Consider the following 15,458-nt stretch of genomic DNA (forward strand, 5'->3'; position numbering starts at 1 on the left):
TTGCTATCCTGGAGCCCAGTGCTACCGGGATGTGACTCATGGTCAACTGGGTTGTCTCACTTGCCGGGCCCCGACGGATCAGCCTCGAGCCCTGCTCGCCGGATCCGCTCGGTCCCGGCCAAGTCCGGGTCCGCACCTGCTACTCCGGCATCTCGGCCGGCACCGAGCTCACTCTCTACCGGGGCAGCAATCCACGACTCAGCAAGGACTGGGACGACGCCGCGCGGATGTTCGTGCCCCGGCAGACGCCGGTGCCCTACCCGCTGATCGGCTTCGGGTACGAGGAGGTCGGCGAGGTCGTCGAGGTCGCCCCGGAGGTCGCCCACCGGCACCCCGGGCAGATGGTCTGGGGCATCTGGGGACACCGCGCCGAGGCCGTGCTGGCCGCCGGGGCGGTCCGCCCGCTGCCCGCCGGCCTCGACCCGCTCGCCGCGGTCTTCGCCCGGCCGGGCGCCATCGCGCTGACCGCCGTGCTCGCCGGCGACCTGCACCTCGGCGACTGGGTCGGTGTCTTCGGGCAGGGCGTCATCGGGCTGCTCGCCACCCGACTCGCGGTGCTCTCCGGCGCCCGGGTGGTGGCGGTCGACCGCGTGCCCGGCCGGCTGGAGCACGCCGCCCGCTACGGTGCCCGGTCGACAGTGGACGCCGGCGCCGAGTCCGCCGCCGCCGTGCTGCGGCGGGCCACCGCCGGCCGGGGCGCGGACGTCTGCCTGGAGCTGTCCGGGGCGTACCCGGCGCTGCACGAGGCGATCCGGTCCACCGCACACGCCGGCCGGGTCGTGGCCGCCGGCTTCTACCAGGGCCAGGCCGACGGGCTCGGCCTCGGCGAGGAGTTCCATCACAACCGCATCCAGTTGGTGGCCGCCCAGGTCTCCGGCCCCACCCCCGCGCCGAGCATGGCCGGCCGGTGGACCGGCGACCGGGTGACGCAGACCTTCATGGAGCTGGTGGCTGAGCACAGCGTCGACCCGTTGCCGCTGGTCAGCCACATCGTCGACGCCAGCGCCGTCGCCGACGCCCTCGCGCTGCTCGACCGCGGCGCCGGTGACGTCCTCCAAGTGGTGTTGAGGTTCTGATGACCACCATCGCGCTGGCCTGCCAGGAACAGCTCCTGCCGGGCACCGACCTGATCCAGAAGTACGCTCTCGCCACCGCCCTGGGCTATCAGGGCATCGAGCTGCGCGGGCGCGGCGACCTCGCGTTCGCCCGCCGGCTGCCCGAGCTGCGCCGGGCCCGCGCCGCCGGGGTGGTGATGCCCACCGTCTGCGTCGAGATGGACCACTTCATCGGCGACTTCGATCCGGCCCGGTCCGCCGACGCGGTGCGCAACCTGCGCTCCCAGCTCTCGGTCATCGCCGAGCTGGGCGGCGTCGGGGCGATGACACCGGCATCCTGGGGGATGTTCTCCCGGCGACTGCCTCCGTTCGAGCCGCCGCGCCCGCCGACCGGCGACCGGCGGGTGCTCCTCGACGCCCTCGGCGAGCTGGGCGAGCACGCCCGGAGCGAGGGGGTCAGCCTCTTCCTGGAACCCCTCAACCGGTACGAGGACCACATGGTCAACCGGCTCGACGAGGCGGTCGCGCTCTGCGCGGCGGTCGGGCTGCCGTCGGTGCGGGTGGTCGCCGACACCTTCCACATGAACATCGAGGAGGACGACGTGCACCGGGCGCTGCGCGCCGCCGCGCCGTACCTCGGGCACGTGCAGATCAGCGACTCCAACCGGTACCAACCCGGCGCCGGGCACCTGAACTGGCCGGCGCTGGTGCGGACCCTGCTGGAGCTGGACTACCGGGGCTGGCTGGCGCTGGAGTGCCGGCTGCGCGGTGACCCCGTCCGCGCCCTCCAGCAGGCCGCCACGGTGCTGCGGCACGCGCTGCCCCGGCGGGCCGCGGCATGACCGCCGGCGCCCCGGCCCGCACCGGCGGGCCGGCAGACCTCGCCGGGCTGCGCCGGCTCGCGGTAGCCACCCTCGACGCCAACTGGGAGCACGACCACACCGTGCCCTCACGCACGCTCTACCCGCACCAGTGGAGCTGGGACTCCGCGTTCATCGCCATCGGGCTGGCCCAGGTCCGTCCCGAGCGGGCCTGGCGGGAGCTGGCGAGCCTGTTCCGGGCGCAGTGGGCCGACGGGCGGGTGCCGCACATCGTGTTCAACCCGGCGCTCCGGGTCGGCGCGTACTTTCCGGGGCCGGAGCTGTGGCGCTCGGCGACCGCCGAGGGGGCGCCGGCCGTCGACACCTCCGGCCTGGTCCAGCCGCCGGTGCACGCGCTCGCCGCGTGGCTCGCGTACCGGCGGGCGCCCTACCCGGCCGGCCTGGCCGCGCTGCGCCGGCTCTATCCCGCGCTGGTGGCCCAGCAGCGCTACCTGGCCGCGCGGCGGGACCTGACCGGCTACGGGTTGGCCTGCATCGTGCACCCGTGGGAGTCCGGCCTGGACAACAGCCCGGCCTGGGACGAGCCGATGGCCGCGGTGCCGGCCGAGGCGACGGTGATGCGCGCGTACCGCCGGCACGACACCGCCCACGCGGACGCCGCGCACCGCCCCACAGACCTGGACTACGCGCGCTACCTGGCGATCGTCGCCGCCTACCGGGACAACGGCTACTCCGACCGGGGCCTGGCCAACGGTCACCCGTTCCTGGTGGAGTGCCCGCTGTTCAACGCGGCGGTCGGCGCGGCCGAACACGCGCTGGCCGAGATCGCCGCGCTGGTCGGCGCCGACCCGGGGCCGCACCGGGCCCGCGCGACCCGGATCACCGAGGCCCTGGTGCGCCGGCTGTTCGACCCGGCCACCGGCACGTTCGCTCCCCGCGACCTGCGCACCGAACGGCTGGTCCCGGCGCGCACGGTGCTCGGGCTGGCGCCGCTGATCCTGCCCGACCTGCCGACCCGACAGGCCGACGCGCTGGTCGTCGAGGCCCGGTCGGCGCGCTTCGGTGTGGCCCGGCGGATGGACCGGCCGCTGCCCAGCTACGACCGGACCGCTCCGGACTTCGAACCGTTGCGCTACTGGCGCGGGCCGAGCTGGCTGAACGTCGGCTGGCTGGTGCGGCGCGGGCTGCTCGCGCACGGGCACCCGGAGCTGGCGGCCGGGCTGCGCCGGTCCATGATCGGGCTGGTCGCCGGGGCCGGATGCCACGAGTACTTCCATCCGGACAGCGGCGCCGGGCTGGGCTCGCCGGCGTTCAGTTGGACCGCCGCGCTGCTGCTCGACCTGTTGGCCGAGGACGCCGGGACCGCGCCGGGCTGAGCACGCCCGGTGCGTCGGCGTACCGTGTCCTCTTCCCATGGACGCGAAGGAGCATCGTGCCTGAGATCGACAAGGTGGCCTGGATCCTCATCGAGGACGGGCGGGTGCTGAGCACCCGCTCCCGGGGCAAGGACGTCTGGTACCTGCCGGGCGGCAAGCGCGAGCCGGGGGAGACCGACCTGGACACGCTGCGCCGGGAGGTCGCCGAGGAGTTGAGCGTCGCGGTGGACGTCGCCGGCGCCGTGCACGTGGGCACGTTCACCGCCCAGGCGCACGGCCACGCCGCCGGCACGACGGTACGCATGACCTGCTACCGGGCCGAGCACGACGGCGAGCTGAGGCCGGCCAACGAGATCGCCGAGGTGGCCTGGCTGGGGTACGCCGACCGGCACCGCACCTCCCCGGTCGACCAGGTCATCTTCGACCATCTGCTGGCGGCCGACCTGCTGCGCTGACGGCGCAGTTTGCCGGCACCGGCCGGGGGTAAGCGCCCGGGCGTGACCGACAGGGCGGGCGGCGGGCAGTTCCCACACTTCATCGACGCGGTGTCCCGGCGGTCCGGTCTGCCGACCGAGCAGGCCGCCGCCGTCGCCCGCGCGGTGCTCCAGACGATGGCCGAGCGGGTGACCGGTGGCCCGCCCGACCCCCTCGCCGGGCACCTCCCGGACGACCTCGACGGCTACCTGGCCGACCCGGCCCCGCCCGCCGTGACCGCCGGCCCGGACGGCGGCGTGGCCGGCCCGGATACCGGCGTGGCCGGGCTGGACGGCGGCGTGGCCGGCCCGGACAGCGGCGTGGGCCTGGACGTTGGCGGCACGGCTGCGGCCCCGCCGGCGCCGGACGCCGGGCCGGTGGAGTTTCTTCGCCGGGTGGGTCAGCGCGCCGGGGTGGACCCGACCACCGCCCGGACCGGCACCGGCGCGGTCTTCGCGACCCTGCGGGAGGCGGTGACCGTGCAGGAGTTCCGGGAGATGGTGGCGCGCTTGCCGCGCGACAGCGATGGCGCGGTCGCGCCGGCGCCGTCCGATCCGTACGGACACTGATACGGCGCACATGTGCGTTTCCGGCGAGATCCACTCCAGGTCGTAGAAAATTGCGTTATCCCTGACATTCGAATGGCCGCAGGCCTCCGAAACTGGTGTCGATCATCCGACGGATCGACTGTCGATCCCGCGACTCCACTGTGCCGGTCGGGAAATTCCACCGCGCAAGGAATCCCGGGCCGCAAAATTGGCCGCCGGCAATCGTGTTAGGCGAAAATTCGGCGTTACGCCAGGGGGATGATCGGACGAGATTCCCCGTCCCTCGTCCGAGCCCCGAGTCGACCCTTTGGCTCGACTCTAATCGATGATCTTTCTCGACAGTCATCGAACCCTATGCTCCTTCCATTGTGAAGTCCTGGGGGGGGATCATGATCACGATTGTCGATTGTTGCGCGGCCGTCTGTTGTGGATCGGCGTGCGCGTCCTGAGATGGGAAATTCGACGCTGATCCATCGCTTCAGCGATGCCGCCGCCGCTCGTCCCGACCATCCCGCCGTACTCGGCGACACCGGCCCACTCGACTACGCCGCCCTCGCCGGCCTGGCCGGGGGGCACGCCGACCTGCTGGCCGCGGCCGGCGTCCGGTCCGGTGACCGGGTCGGCCTGCTGACCGCCCATGGCGCCGGCACCATCGCCGCCATCCTCGGCACGCTCGCCGAGGGCGCCGCCTACGTTCCGCTCGACCCCGGCTTCCCGGAGCAGCGACTGCGCCACCTGCTCGACGGCGCCGACGTCACCGTCCTGCTCTGCGGCGGCGAGCACACCGAGCTGGCCCGTCGGCTCGCCGCCGACCGGCCCGGCCTACGGGTCGTCCCGGCCCTCGACGTGCGGCCCGCGCCGCTGCGGCCGGTGCCGGTGGCCCCGGACGCGCTCGCGTACGTGCTGTTCACCTCCGGCTCCACCGGGCGGCCCAAGGCGGTCGGGCAGAGCCATCGCAACCTGACGCACGTCGTGGACAACCAGATCGCTCTCCTCGACCTGCGGCCGGACGACCGGCTGAGCCTGCTCGCCTCGTTCAGCTTCGACGCGGCGATCCCCGACCTGTACCCGGCGCTGCTCACCGGCGCCACCGTCGTCCCGGTCGACCTGCGCCGGCACGGGCTGGCGTACGCCGTCGAACAGTTGGCCCGCCACGGCGTCACCGTCTACCACTCCACCCCGACGGTCTACCGGTACCTGCTGGACACCCCGGGCGTAAAGCGACTGGACCGGGTCCGGGTGGTCCTGCTCGGCGGCGAACAGGCCAGCTACGCCGACGCGGCCCGCGCGCGGGGCCGCTTCGCCCCCGGCTGCGTCCTGGTCAACGGCTACGGGGCCACCGAGATGACCTTCGGCGCCCGGTACGCGCTGCCGCTGGCCGATGTCGACCCGGCGGCCACCGGTCCGCTGCCGATCGGCGCCGCCCTGCCCGGGTACGCGCTGCGGCTGGCGCCGGACGGCGAGATCGTCGTACGCAGCCGGCACCTCGCCCCCGGCTACCTCGACCAGACCAGCGACCGGTTCGGCCACGACCCCGACGGCGTGCCGGCGTACCGCACCGGTGACCTGGGCGAGCTGCTGCCCACCGGCGAGCTGCGCTGCCTCGGCCGGCTGGACCGACAGGTCAAGGTGCGCGGGTTCCGGGTCGAGCTGACCGAGATCGAGTCCGTGCTCGCCGCCGAGCCGGGCATCGCCGAGGTGCGCGCCATCGCCCGCGACGGCGAGTTGCTGGCGTACGTCCGGCCGGCCGGGCCGCGGGTGGACGCGGTGGCGCTGCGGGCCGCCCTGGCCCGGCAGCTGCCCGAGTACGCGTTGCCCCGCGCCGTCGTGCCGGTCGCCGAGTTCCCCCTGACCGCCAGCGGGAAGGTCGACGAGCGGGCGCTGCCGGACCCGGCCCGGGCGGTGCCGCTCGGGGACCGGCCCGCCACCCCGACCGAGCGGGTCGTGCACGACATCTGGTGCGCCGTGCTCGGCCGGGACGCGGTCGGTCGCACCGACAGCTTCTTCGACGTCGGCGGGCAGTCCCTGCTCCTCGGCCAGGTGCAGCAGCGGTTGGCCGACCGGTTCGGTGTGGCGGTGCCGCTGCTGCGGCTCTTCGACCACCCGACCGTCGCCGCCCAGGCCCGGTTGGTCGACCCGCCGGCACCGACCACCCCGCCGCCCGCGCCGGTGGTTGCCACGCCGACCCTGCCCGCCGAGGCGCCAGCCGCCCCCGGCCTGTCCGCCGCGCCGGCCGGCGTGCGCGACCACACCGGCGACGAGATCGCCGTGGTCGGTCTCGCCGGCCGGTTCCCCGGCGCGCCGGACCTGGCCACCTTCTGGTGGAACCTGTGCGCCGGGGTGGACGCCATCCACGACCACAGCGACGAGGAGCTGGCCGCGCTGGGCGTCGGCCCGGGGCTGCGCGCCGACCCCCGGCACGTCAAGTCCACCGGCCGGCTCGGTGGGGTCGCCGACTTCGACGCGGAGTTCTTCGCCTTCGGCGACCGGGAGGCCGCCCGCACCGACCCGCAGCACCGGCTGTTCCTGGAGACCGCGTGGGAAGCGCTGGAGGACGCGGGTCACGACCCGGCCCGGTTCCCCGGCCTGGTCGGCGTGTACGGCGCCACCTCCGTCAACCGCTACTTCCTGTTCCACCTGATGGACAACCCGGCGGTGGTCGGCGACGTCGACCCGGACGACTGGGAGGCCCGGCTGATCGGACGGCAGCTCACCGACCACCTGCCCGGGCAGGTCGCGTACCGGCTGGGGCTGACCGGGCCGGCGGTGGCGGTGCAGAGCGCCTGCTCCAGCTCACTGGTGGCGGTCTGCCTCGCCGCGCAGAGCCTCGCCGACTACCAGTGCGACCTCGCCCTGGCCGGCGGGGTGAGCGTGACCTGGCCACGGCACCGGCACACTCCCGGTGGCCTGGCCTCCCCGGACGGCCGCTGCCGCGCCTTCGACGAAGCCGCCCAGGGCGCCGGGTTCGGCTCCGGCGTCGGGGTGGTGGCGCTGCGCCGGCTCGCCGACGCGCAGGCCGACGGCGACCAGGTCCTCGCGATCCTGCCCGGCTGGGCGGTCACCAACGACGGCGCCGAGCGGGCCGGCTACGCCGTCCCCGGCCCGGCCGGCCAGGCCGCCGCGGTGGCCGGCGCGCTCGCCGCCGCAGAGGTCGACCCCGGCGAGGTCCGCTTCATCGAGACGCACGGCAGCGGCACTCCGCTCGGCGACGCCATCGAGGTGGCCGCGCTGCACGAGGTGTACCAGGGCGCCGCCCCGGCCGAGACCTGCGCGCTCGGCTCGGTGAAGACCACCATCGGGCACCTCGACGCCGCGGCCGGGATCGCCGGGCTGATCAAGGCGGTGCTCGCCGTGCGGCACGGCGTCATCCCGCCGAACCTGCACTTCACCCGCCCGCACCCGGAGATCGACCTGGCCGCCGGCCCCTTCTACGTACCGACCAAGGTGCGGGACTGGCCGGACGCGCCGCGCCGGGTCGCCGGGGTCAGCTCGTTCGGGCTGGGCGGCACCAACGCGCACGTCGTGGTCGAGCAGGCCCCGCCGGCCGATCCGGTCGACCCGCCGCCGGCCGGGGCGCACCTGCTGCCGGTGTCGGCGCGTACCCCGGCGGCGCTGCGGGCGGCGTTGACCCGGCTGCGGCGGCACCTCGCCGGGACCACCCCGGCGCTGTCCGAGGCGGCCGCGACGCTGGCGCTGGGCCGGCGCGCGTTCCGTCACCGGGCCGCCGTGGTGGCCAACGACTCGGCCGGCGCGGTTGCCGCCCTCGACGAGTTGCTGGCCACCGACGCGCGGGTGGCCGGCGCACCCGGGCCGCTGCGCGAGCTGGCCGCCGCCTGGGTGGCCGGGCGCGACGCCGACCTCACCACCCTGCATCCCGCCGGCACCGTCCGGCGAACCTCGCTGCCCACCTACCCCTTCCAGCGGCAGCGGTACTGGATCGACCCCCCTCAGAAAGGCGTGCGGTGAACTGGTTCATCTCCGCCGGCAGCCGCGACCCGGCACCGGTGCAGTTGTTCTGCCTGCCCTACGCCGGTGCCGGCGCCAGCGCGTTCCGACACTGGCCCGACCGGCTCGGCCCGGACGTCGAGGTGCTGCCCGTACAGCTCCCCGGCCGCGAGAACCGGATCAGCGAGGACCCGCGATTCCAGATCGCCGACGTGGCCCGGGCCATCGCCGAGCGGGCCGACCGGCCGTACGCCATCTACGGGCACTCGATGGGCGGCCGGGTCGGCTTCGAGGTGGTCCGCGAGCTGCGCCGCACCGGGCGGCCGCTGCCACTGCGCCTCTACGTCGGCGGCGCCCGCGCCCCGCACGTCAGCGCGCCCAGCGTCTTCGACGGACTGTCCCAGGTGGACGACGCCGAGCTGCTGCGCCGCTTGGAGGCCGGTGGCGGGCTCCCCGCCGGGCTGCTGGAGCACCCCGAACTCGTCGAGCTGCTGATGCCGCTGCTGCGCGCCGACTTCGACCGGGTGGACGGCTACCGCTACCGGCCCGAGGCGCCGCTGCCGGTGCCGATCGTGGCGTTCACCGGCCGCACCGACCAAGCGGTGACCCGGCAGCAGAGCGCCGCCTGGCGGGAGCACACCGCCGCCCGCTTCGCCCTGCGCGAGCTGGACGCCGGGCACTTCTTCCTGCACGACGCGCTGCCCGCGCTGGCCGCCGTGATCCGCGCCGACCTGCGCGCGGCCGTCGGCGGGAGCGCCCCGGAGTCAGGCGGGCACCGGATGCCGCTGGGCGACACCGGCTGGTCGGTGTGGCGCGACGCCCTGCTGCGCAGCACCGGGTTCCCGGCCGACGGGCTGACCCTGCTGGCCGCACCGCGGGCCGCCGCGGCCGCCGACGAGCTGTTGGTCACCGGCGCCGGCGTCGAGCAGTTCGACAAGGAATTCGACGAGGCCGTGCTCGCCAGCGCCCGTCAGCTGACCGACCTGGCCGCGGACCCGCTGCTGCGGGAGGCGGTCACCTGGCAGAACCGGGGTGCGTTGCCCGCCCTGGACGGGCTGGTCCGCGGTGGCGCCGAGGCCACCCGCAACGTGCGCCGGCGGGAGCGGGAACGCGCGCTGCTGAAGTACTGGCAGCGGTACTGCGGCAAGAACGAGACCGTCGGCTTCTTCGGGCCGAGCTGCTGGGTCACCATCGACCCCGACCTGCCGGCCGCCGCCGAGGTGCGCCCGGGCGCGGCGCTGACCCGCCGCCGCTGGGTGTGGTTCGAGTCGTGGGCGCTGGCCGCGTACGCCGAGCGGATCGGCGCGGACCCGGCGGTGCGCCGGTGGTGGGCGCCCCGGCTCGCCCCGCACCTGAGCCTCGCCGGCCGCGAGGTGCTTCGCCCGGGCCGGCCGCCGGTGCCGCTGTCCCCGGTCGAGGCGGCGCTGCTGGCCACCGTCGACGGCCGCCGCCCGGCCCGCGACGTGATCACCGACGGGTCGATCGGGCTGCGCCGACCCGAGGACGGGTACGAGCTGCTGGACCGGCTCGTGCGGCGGGAGCTGCTCACCTGGGACGCCGCGCTGCCGGTGACCCCGCACGCCGAGGAGGTGCTGCGCCAGCGGATCGCAGCGATCGGCGACGCCCCGGCCCGGGCCGCCGCCGAGGCGGGCTTCGACCGGTTGTGTGCCGCCCGGGACGCGGTCGCCGCGGCGGCCGGTGACCCGGACCGGCTGCGGACCGCCCTGGACGCGCTCGACGAGACGTTCACCGAGCTGACCGGGCAGCCGCCGCAACGGCGGGCCGGGCAGATGTACGCCGGCCGCACGCTCTGCTACGAGGACACCAGCCGGGACCTGGACGTTGTCTTCGGCGCGCCGCTGCTGAACGAGCTGGCGGCGCCGCTGGCCGTGCTGCTGCGGGCCGCCCGCTGGCTGGCCGGCGCGCTGGAGGAGGCGTACGGCGCGGTCTTCCGCGAGCTCTACGACGAGTTGCGCGCCGAGGCGGGCGACGGCCCGGTCGCCCTGTCCGACCTGTGGTTCCTGGTGCAGGGCCTGTTCTGGGGCACCGGGGAGCGCCCGGTGGACGCGGTCGCCGCGCAGTTCGCCGCCCGCTGGGCCGACCTGTTCGGCCTGGCCGGGCACCCGTCGGGCGCCACCGAGGTCCGGCTGGACGTGGCGGACCTGGCCGCCCGGGTCGACGAGGCGTTCCCGCCGCTGGCGGCGCACTGGTCCAACGCCCGGCTGCACAGCCCCGACCTGCAGATCTGCGCCGCCGACGTGGACGCGCTGGCCCGTGGCGAGTACACCGTGGTGCTCGGCGAGCTGCACGCCGCCTGGCCGTCGTTCGACACCTACGCGGTGACCCCGTCGCACCCCGACGTGGAGCGGCTGCGCGCCGCGCTGGCGGCCGACCTCGGCCCGCGTCGGATCCGGCTGCTCTACCCGACCGACTGGCCGCGGCGCACCAGCCGGGTCGCCGAGTCGCTGGCCGGCCCGACCGACCGGCAGTTGGCCTTCGCGGCGGCGCCCGGCGCCGAGGAAGACCGGGTGCTCCCCACCGTCACGCTCACCGTGCACGACGAGGCCGGCCGGCTGGTCGTCACGGCCGCCGACGGGCAGCGCTGGCCGCTGACCGAGGTCTGCGCCGCCCTGCTCAGCACCCACGCCGTCGACGGGTTCAAGCTGGTCGCCGCCGCGCCATACACACCCCGGATCACGCTGGACCGGCTGGTGGTGGCCCGGCAGACCTGGCGTACCACGGTGGGGGAGTGCGGCCTGGCCACGGTGACCGGCGACCGGGCCCGCTACCTGGCGGTGCGCGACTGGCGGCGCGGGCTCGGCCTGCCCGAGCAGGTGTACGTCAAGCTCGGCACCGAGACCAAGCCGTGCTTCGTCGACCTGAGCAGCCCCGCGTTCGCCAGCCTGTTCTGCACGATGGTCCGGGCGGCCGGCCGCGATGGCGGCGACGAGGTCACGCTGGTGGTCAGCGAGATGCTGCCCACCCCGGACGACGCCTGGGTGCCCGACGCCGCCGGCCGGCGCTACTTCAGCGAGCTGCGGCTGCATATCGTGGACGCCGCCGAGCCGGAGCTGGCCCGATGAGCCACCGGCTACCGCTCGGGGAAACCCTCTGGTCGGTGTGGCGCGACGTGGTGCTGCGCACCGCTGGGTTCCCGGCGGTCGGGCTGGACGCCTTCGCCGCCCCGGACGCCGCCGACGCGCTGCTGGCCGGCGAGGTCGCCGCCGAGGTGTTCGACAAGGCGCTGGCCGTGGCGCTGGCCGACGCTTCGGCGACCGCCGGGCGGATCGCCGCCGATCCGCTGCTGCGCGAGGCGGTGACCTGGCAGAACCTGGAGATGGTCGCCGAGAGCGGGCTGGTCGGGGTGACCGGCGAGGCAGAGCGGTTCCTCGCGGTGCGCCGGTGGCCGGCCCGGCTCGGTCTGCCCGAGCGGGTGTTCGTGAAGGTCGGTACCGAGGTCAAGCCCTGCTACGTCGACCTGACCGGCGCGCTCTACGCCCAGTCGCTGTGCGCGATGGTCAACGCCGCCGCCCGCAGCGGCCCGGACGTCACGGTCGTGGTCGGCGAGCTACTGCCCGCACCGACGGACTGCTGGGTGACCGACGCGCGCGGGCGCGCGTACGTCAGCGAACTGCGTCTCCAGATCACCGATCCGATGACCTACCCCGGGGAGCACCGGTGACCGACATCCTGTCCATCAGCGCCGTACGGGGAGAGCCGCTGCCCTGGCCGGACGCGACGCTCGCCGAGCTGGTGGTCGCGCAGGCCAACCGGACCCCGGACGCGGTGGCGGTGCGCCAGTGGGACACCCGGCTCAGTTACGCCGACCTGCTGGCCCGCGCCGCCGCAGTGGCCGCGGCGCTGCGCGAGCGCGGCGTGGGCCGGCAGACCCGGGTGGGTGTGTGTGGCGGCCGCCGGCCGGAGCTGGTGGCCACCGTGCTGGGGGTGTTGCTGGCTGGCGGTTGCTACGTGCCGCTGGAGCCGGGCGGCCCGCGTCGGCGGCTGCGCGGGATCGCCGCCGACGCGGGCGTGTCCCTGGTGGTCGGCGACGCCGCCGACGCGGAGTTCGGCGACGCGCCGGGCATCGAGGCGCTCGGGCTGCCCGGCCCGGCCCCGCTCGCGCCCTGCCCGGCCCGCCCCGGCGATCCGGCGTACGTGCTGTTCACCTCGGGCTCCACCGGGCGGCCCAAGGGCGTGCTCACCAGCCACCGCAACGTGGTCGAGTTCGTCACCGGCGTGGTCGCTCTCACCGGCGCGGACGCGGGCGTACGCAGCCTCGGCATCGCTTCGCTCGGTTTCGACGCGGCCACCATGGACCTGTTCGTGCCGCTGCTGCTCGGCGGCACGGTGCAGCTGCTCGGCGCGGAGGACCGCGCCGACCCGGTGCGGCTGACCCGCTTCATCGCGGCGCACGAGGTGAACTGGGGCTTCATCACGCCCACCGTGCTGGCCATGCTGGACCCGGCGGAGCTGCCCGGCTGGCGCACCGTGCTGTGCGGGGGCGAGGCGGTGCCGGCCGCCCTGGCCGCCCGCTGGGCGCCGGGCCGCCGTTTCCTCAACGGCTACGGGCCGACCGAGACCACGGTGCTCGCGGTCAGCGGCCCGTTGAGCGCCACCGAGACCGATCCGGTGCCGATCGGCCGACCGCTGCCCAACCACCGGGCGTACGTGGTGGACACGACGCTGGCCCCGGTGCCGGCGGGCGAGACCGGCGAGCTGCTGATCGGCGGGCCCGGACTGGCCGACGGCTATCTGGGCCGGCCGGCGCTGACCGCCGAGCGGTTCGTCCCGGACCCGTTCTCCGGCCTGCCCGGCGAGCGGCTGTACCGCACCGGCGACCTGGTCCGGCACGGCCCGGACGGGCGGATCGTCTACCTGGGCCGCGCGGATCGACAGGTCAAGATTCGTGGGCAGCGCATCGAGCTGGGCGAGGTGGAGGCGGTGCTGGCCGACCTGCCCGGGGTGACCGGGGTCGCGGTGGAGGCGGTACCCGGACCCGCCGGCGTCGAGCTGGTCGCGTTCCTCACCCCGGCGGACGCGCCCGACGACGCCCGACTGCGGGCGTACGCCGGCAGTCGGCTGACCGCGGCGATGCTGCCGGCACGGGTGCTGCGCCGCGGGTCCCTGCCGGTCAGCGCGGTCAGCGGGAAGCTGGACCGGCCGGCGCTGCGCGCGCTGGCCGTGACCGCCCTCGCCACCCCGCAGTCCGACCCGGTCGACACCGGTGGTGCGGCCGCCGCCGAGCCGGCCGGTGACCCGGTCGCGGCGGCGGTGGCCGGGATCTGGACCCGGCTGCTGGGCGTGCCGCCCGGCCCGGACACCGACTTCCTCGCCGCCGGTGGCAACTCCATCGCGGCGATGCGCCTGGTCGCCGCGCTCCGCGCCGAGCTGGGCCGGCAGCTCGACACCCGCGAGGTGTTCACCCGGCGCACCTTCGGCCGGCTGGTCGAGGGGGTGGCCGCCGCGCCGAGCGGCGGCGACGGGCTGAGCACCGGCAACCCGCCGACGCTCTCCCCGCCGCAGCGCCGACTCTGGTTCGTCGACCAGCTCGCGCCGTCCAGCGCGCCCTACAACATCGCCGTGGCGCACCGGCTGCGTGGCCCGCTCGACACCGCCGCGATCGGCGCCGCGCTGCGGGCCGTCGCCGAACGGCACGACGTGCTGCGCTGGCGGATCCCGCAGACCGGCGGCGTGCCGTACGCGGTCTGCGCCGAGCCCACCGACGTGGCGGTGCCGGTGGTCGACCTCACCGGCAGCGCCGATCGGGAGGCCGAGCTGGCCCGGATGCTCGCCGCGGGCGCCGCGCACCCCTTCGACCTGGCCACCGGGCCGCCGTGGCAGGTCACCGCCTACCGGCTCGGCCCGGACGAGCACGTGCTGGCCGTCACCTGGCACCACGCCGTCTTCGACGGCTGGTCCGAGCGGGTCTGCTACGACGACCTGGCCACCGGGTACGCCCGCGCGGTGGCCGGCGAGCCGCCACGATTGCCGGAGCTGTCCGCCCGCTACGCCGACTACGCCGTCTGGCGGGCCGAACGGGACCGCCAGCGCGGTTCCGCCGATCTGACCTGGTGGACGGCGCACCTGGACGGCGTGCCGACAGTGCTGGAGCTGCCCCGGGACCGACCCCGGCCCGCGGTGCAGACCTACGCCGGTGCGGAGGCCGGCGTCCGGCTGTCCGCCGACACCGACCGCGCGGTCCGGGAGCTGGCCGAGCGGCGCGGCACCACGGTCGCCGCCGTGCTGCTGGCCGCGTTCGGCGAGCTGATCGCGCGGCTCACCGGCGGCGACGACCACGTGCTCGGGGCGATCGTCGCCGACCGGCGGCTGGCCGCGTTCGACGACGTGATCGGCTTCTTCATCGACACCGTGCCGGTGCGGGTCCGCACCGCCGGAGCGAGCTTCGCCGAGCTGGTCGACCGGTGCGCCGGGGAGCTGCACGAGGCCACCGCCCACCCGGGTGCGCCGCTGGAACGCATCGTCGAGGCGTTGGGCGTCGGCCGGGACACCGCCCGGGCGCCGCTGGTGCAGGTGCTGTTCAACGTGCTCAACTTCGCGCCGCCCCGGCTGACGCTGACCGGGCTGACCGCGGAGCCGGTGCCGGTGCCGGTGCCCAAGCCGGGCTCACCGTTCGACATCACCGTCTACGTGGTCCGGTCCGACGGCCGCACCGGCGTCGAGGTGGTCTACAACCCGGACCTCTTCGACGCCGGGCGCATCGACGACCTGCTCGCCGACCTGGTCGAGCTGGTGGGCGCGCTGGCCGCCGCACCGGACACGCCGGCCCGCGAGGTGGTCGCCGCGCTGCCCCGGCCCACCGTGCGGGTGCCGCAGCTCGGCGCGATGACCGTCGCCGGCAGCGAAACGACGCGCCACCCGCCGGCGCTGGTGCCCGCGGGCCCGGACGGGCTCACTGACACCGAGGAGCTGATCGCGGGAATCTGGCGGGAGGTGCTGGAGCGCGACCGGGTCGGGGTGACCGACAACTTCTTCGACATCGGGGGGCACTCCCTCGCGCTCGCCGCCGTGCACGCCCGGCTGACCGCCGCCACCGGCCGCTCCATCAAGATGCTCGATCTGTTCCGCCACCCCACCGTCCGGGCGCTCGCCGCCAGCCTCGATGGGGCCGCCGACCGCCCGGAGCTGGCGCGGGCCGCTCTGCGCGCCGCCGCCCGCCGCAGCCGTACCCGCCGTATCCCTCCCCGCCGCCCCGGCGGCACCGCGTGACGAAGGACAGCC

9 protein-coding genes are annotated in these 15,458 nt (G+C 75.7%); all 9 read left to right on the plus strand.

Annotated features, from left to right (window positions below):
• The first annotated feature begins 38 nt into the window (after positions 1 to 38).
• Positions 39 to 1,076 (plus strand): zinc-dependent alcohol dehydrogenase, encoded by a 1,038-nt coding sequence (locus BUS84_RS05150; protein WP_074309174.1) that lies wholly within the window; start codon positions 39 to 41, stop codon positions 1,074 to 1,076.
• On the plus strand, positions 1,076 to 1,897 hold the full coding sequence (locus BUS84_RS05155) for a sugar phosphate isomerase/epimerase family protein (RefSeq protein WP_074309176.1): 822 nt from the start codon (positions 1,076 to 1,078) through the stop codon (positions 1,895 to 1,897). Before BUS84_RS05150 ends, BUS84_RS05155 begins: the two co-directional genes overlap by 1 nt.
• A complete protein-coding gene (locus tag BUS84_RS05160) occupies positions 1,894 to 3,252 on the plus strand; it encodes an MGH1-like glycoside hydrolase domain-containing protein (protein ID WP_074309178.1) in 1,359 nt (452 codons plus the stop codon). Before BUS84_RS05155 ends, BUS84_RS05160 begins: the two co-directional genes overlap by 4 nt.
• Positions 3,253 to 3,308: 56 nt before the next feature.
• Positions 3,309 to 3,707: an NUDIX hydrolase gene (locus BUS84_RS05165; RefSeq protein ID WP_074309179.1), complete on the plus strand. Its 399-nt coding sequence runs from the start codon at positions 3,309 to 3,311 to the stop codon at positions 3,705 to 3,707.
• Between the two features lie 42 nt (positions 3,708 to 3,749).
• Positions 3,750 to 4,295, plus strand: a complete 546-nt coding sequence (locus tag BUS84_RS05170; RefSeq protein WP_074309185.1) for a DUF2267 domain-containing protein — start codon at positions 3,750 to 3,752, stop codon at positions 4,293 to 4,295.
• 429 nt (positions 4,296 to 4,724) lie between these two features.
• The gene (locus BUS84_RS05175) at positions 4,725 to 8,240 is read left to right on the plus strand and encodes an AMP-binding protein (protein ID WP_074309187.1); all 3,516 of its coding nucleotides are present in this window, start codon (positions 4,725 to 4,727) and stop codon (positions 8,238 to 8,240) included.
• Entirely contained in the window at positions 8,237 to 11,302 is a 3,066-nt protein-coding gene (locus tag BUS84_RS05180; protein WP_074309189.1) for a thioesterase domain-containing protein, read from the plus strand. Before BUS84_RS05175 ends, BUS84_RS05180 begins: the two co-directional genes overlap by 4 nt.
• The gene (locus BUS84_RS39605; RefSeq protein WP_074309191.1) at positions 11,299 to 11,901 is read left to right on the plus strand and encodes a hypothetical protein; all 603 of its coding nucleotides are present in this window, start codon (positions 11,299 to 11,301) and stop codon (positions 11,899 to 11,901) included. Before BUS84_RS05180 ends, BUS84_RS39605 begins: the two co-directional genes overlap by 4 nt.
• Positions 11,898 to 15,446 (plus strand): non-ribosomal peptide synthetase, encoded by a 3,549-nt coding sequence (locus BUS84_RS05190; protein ID WP_074309194.1) that lies wholly within the window; start codon positions 11,898 to 11,900, stop codon positions 15,444 to 15,446. Before BUS84_RS39605 ends, BUS84_RS05190 begins: the two co-directional genes overlap by 4 nt.
• Positions 15,447 to 15,458 lie beyond the last annotated feature (12 nt).

Source organism: Micromonospora cremea (assembly GCF_900143515.1).
Lineage (GTDB): Bacteria > Actinomycetota > Actinomycetes > Mycobacteriales > Micromonosporaceae > Micromonospora > Micromonospora cremea.

Bases quoted from the DNA above. Each gene is read 5' to 3' on its own strand.
- BUS84_RS05175 (WP_074309187.1), top strand. From the start codon at position 4,725: ATGGGAAATTCGACGCTGATCCATCGCTTCAGCGATGCCGCCGCCGCT.
- BUS84_RS39605 (WP_074309191.1), top strand. From the start codon at position 11,299: ATGAGCCACCGGCTACCGCTCGGGGAAACCCTCTGGTCGGTGTGGCGC.
- BUS84_RS05155 (WP_074309176.1), top strand. From the start codon at position 1,076: ATGACCACCATCGCGCTGGCCTGCCAGGAACAGCTCCTGCCGGGCACC.
- BUS84_RS05150 (WP_074309174.1), top strand. From the start codon at position 39: ATGGTCAACTGGGTTGTCTCACTTGCCGGGCCCCGACGGATCAGCCTC.
- BUS84_RS05160 (WP_074309178.1), top strand. From the start codon at position 1,894: ATGACCGCCGGCGCCCCGGCCCGCACCGGCGGGCCGGCAGACCTCGCC.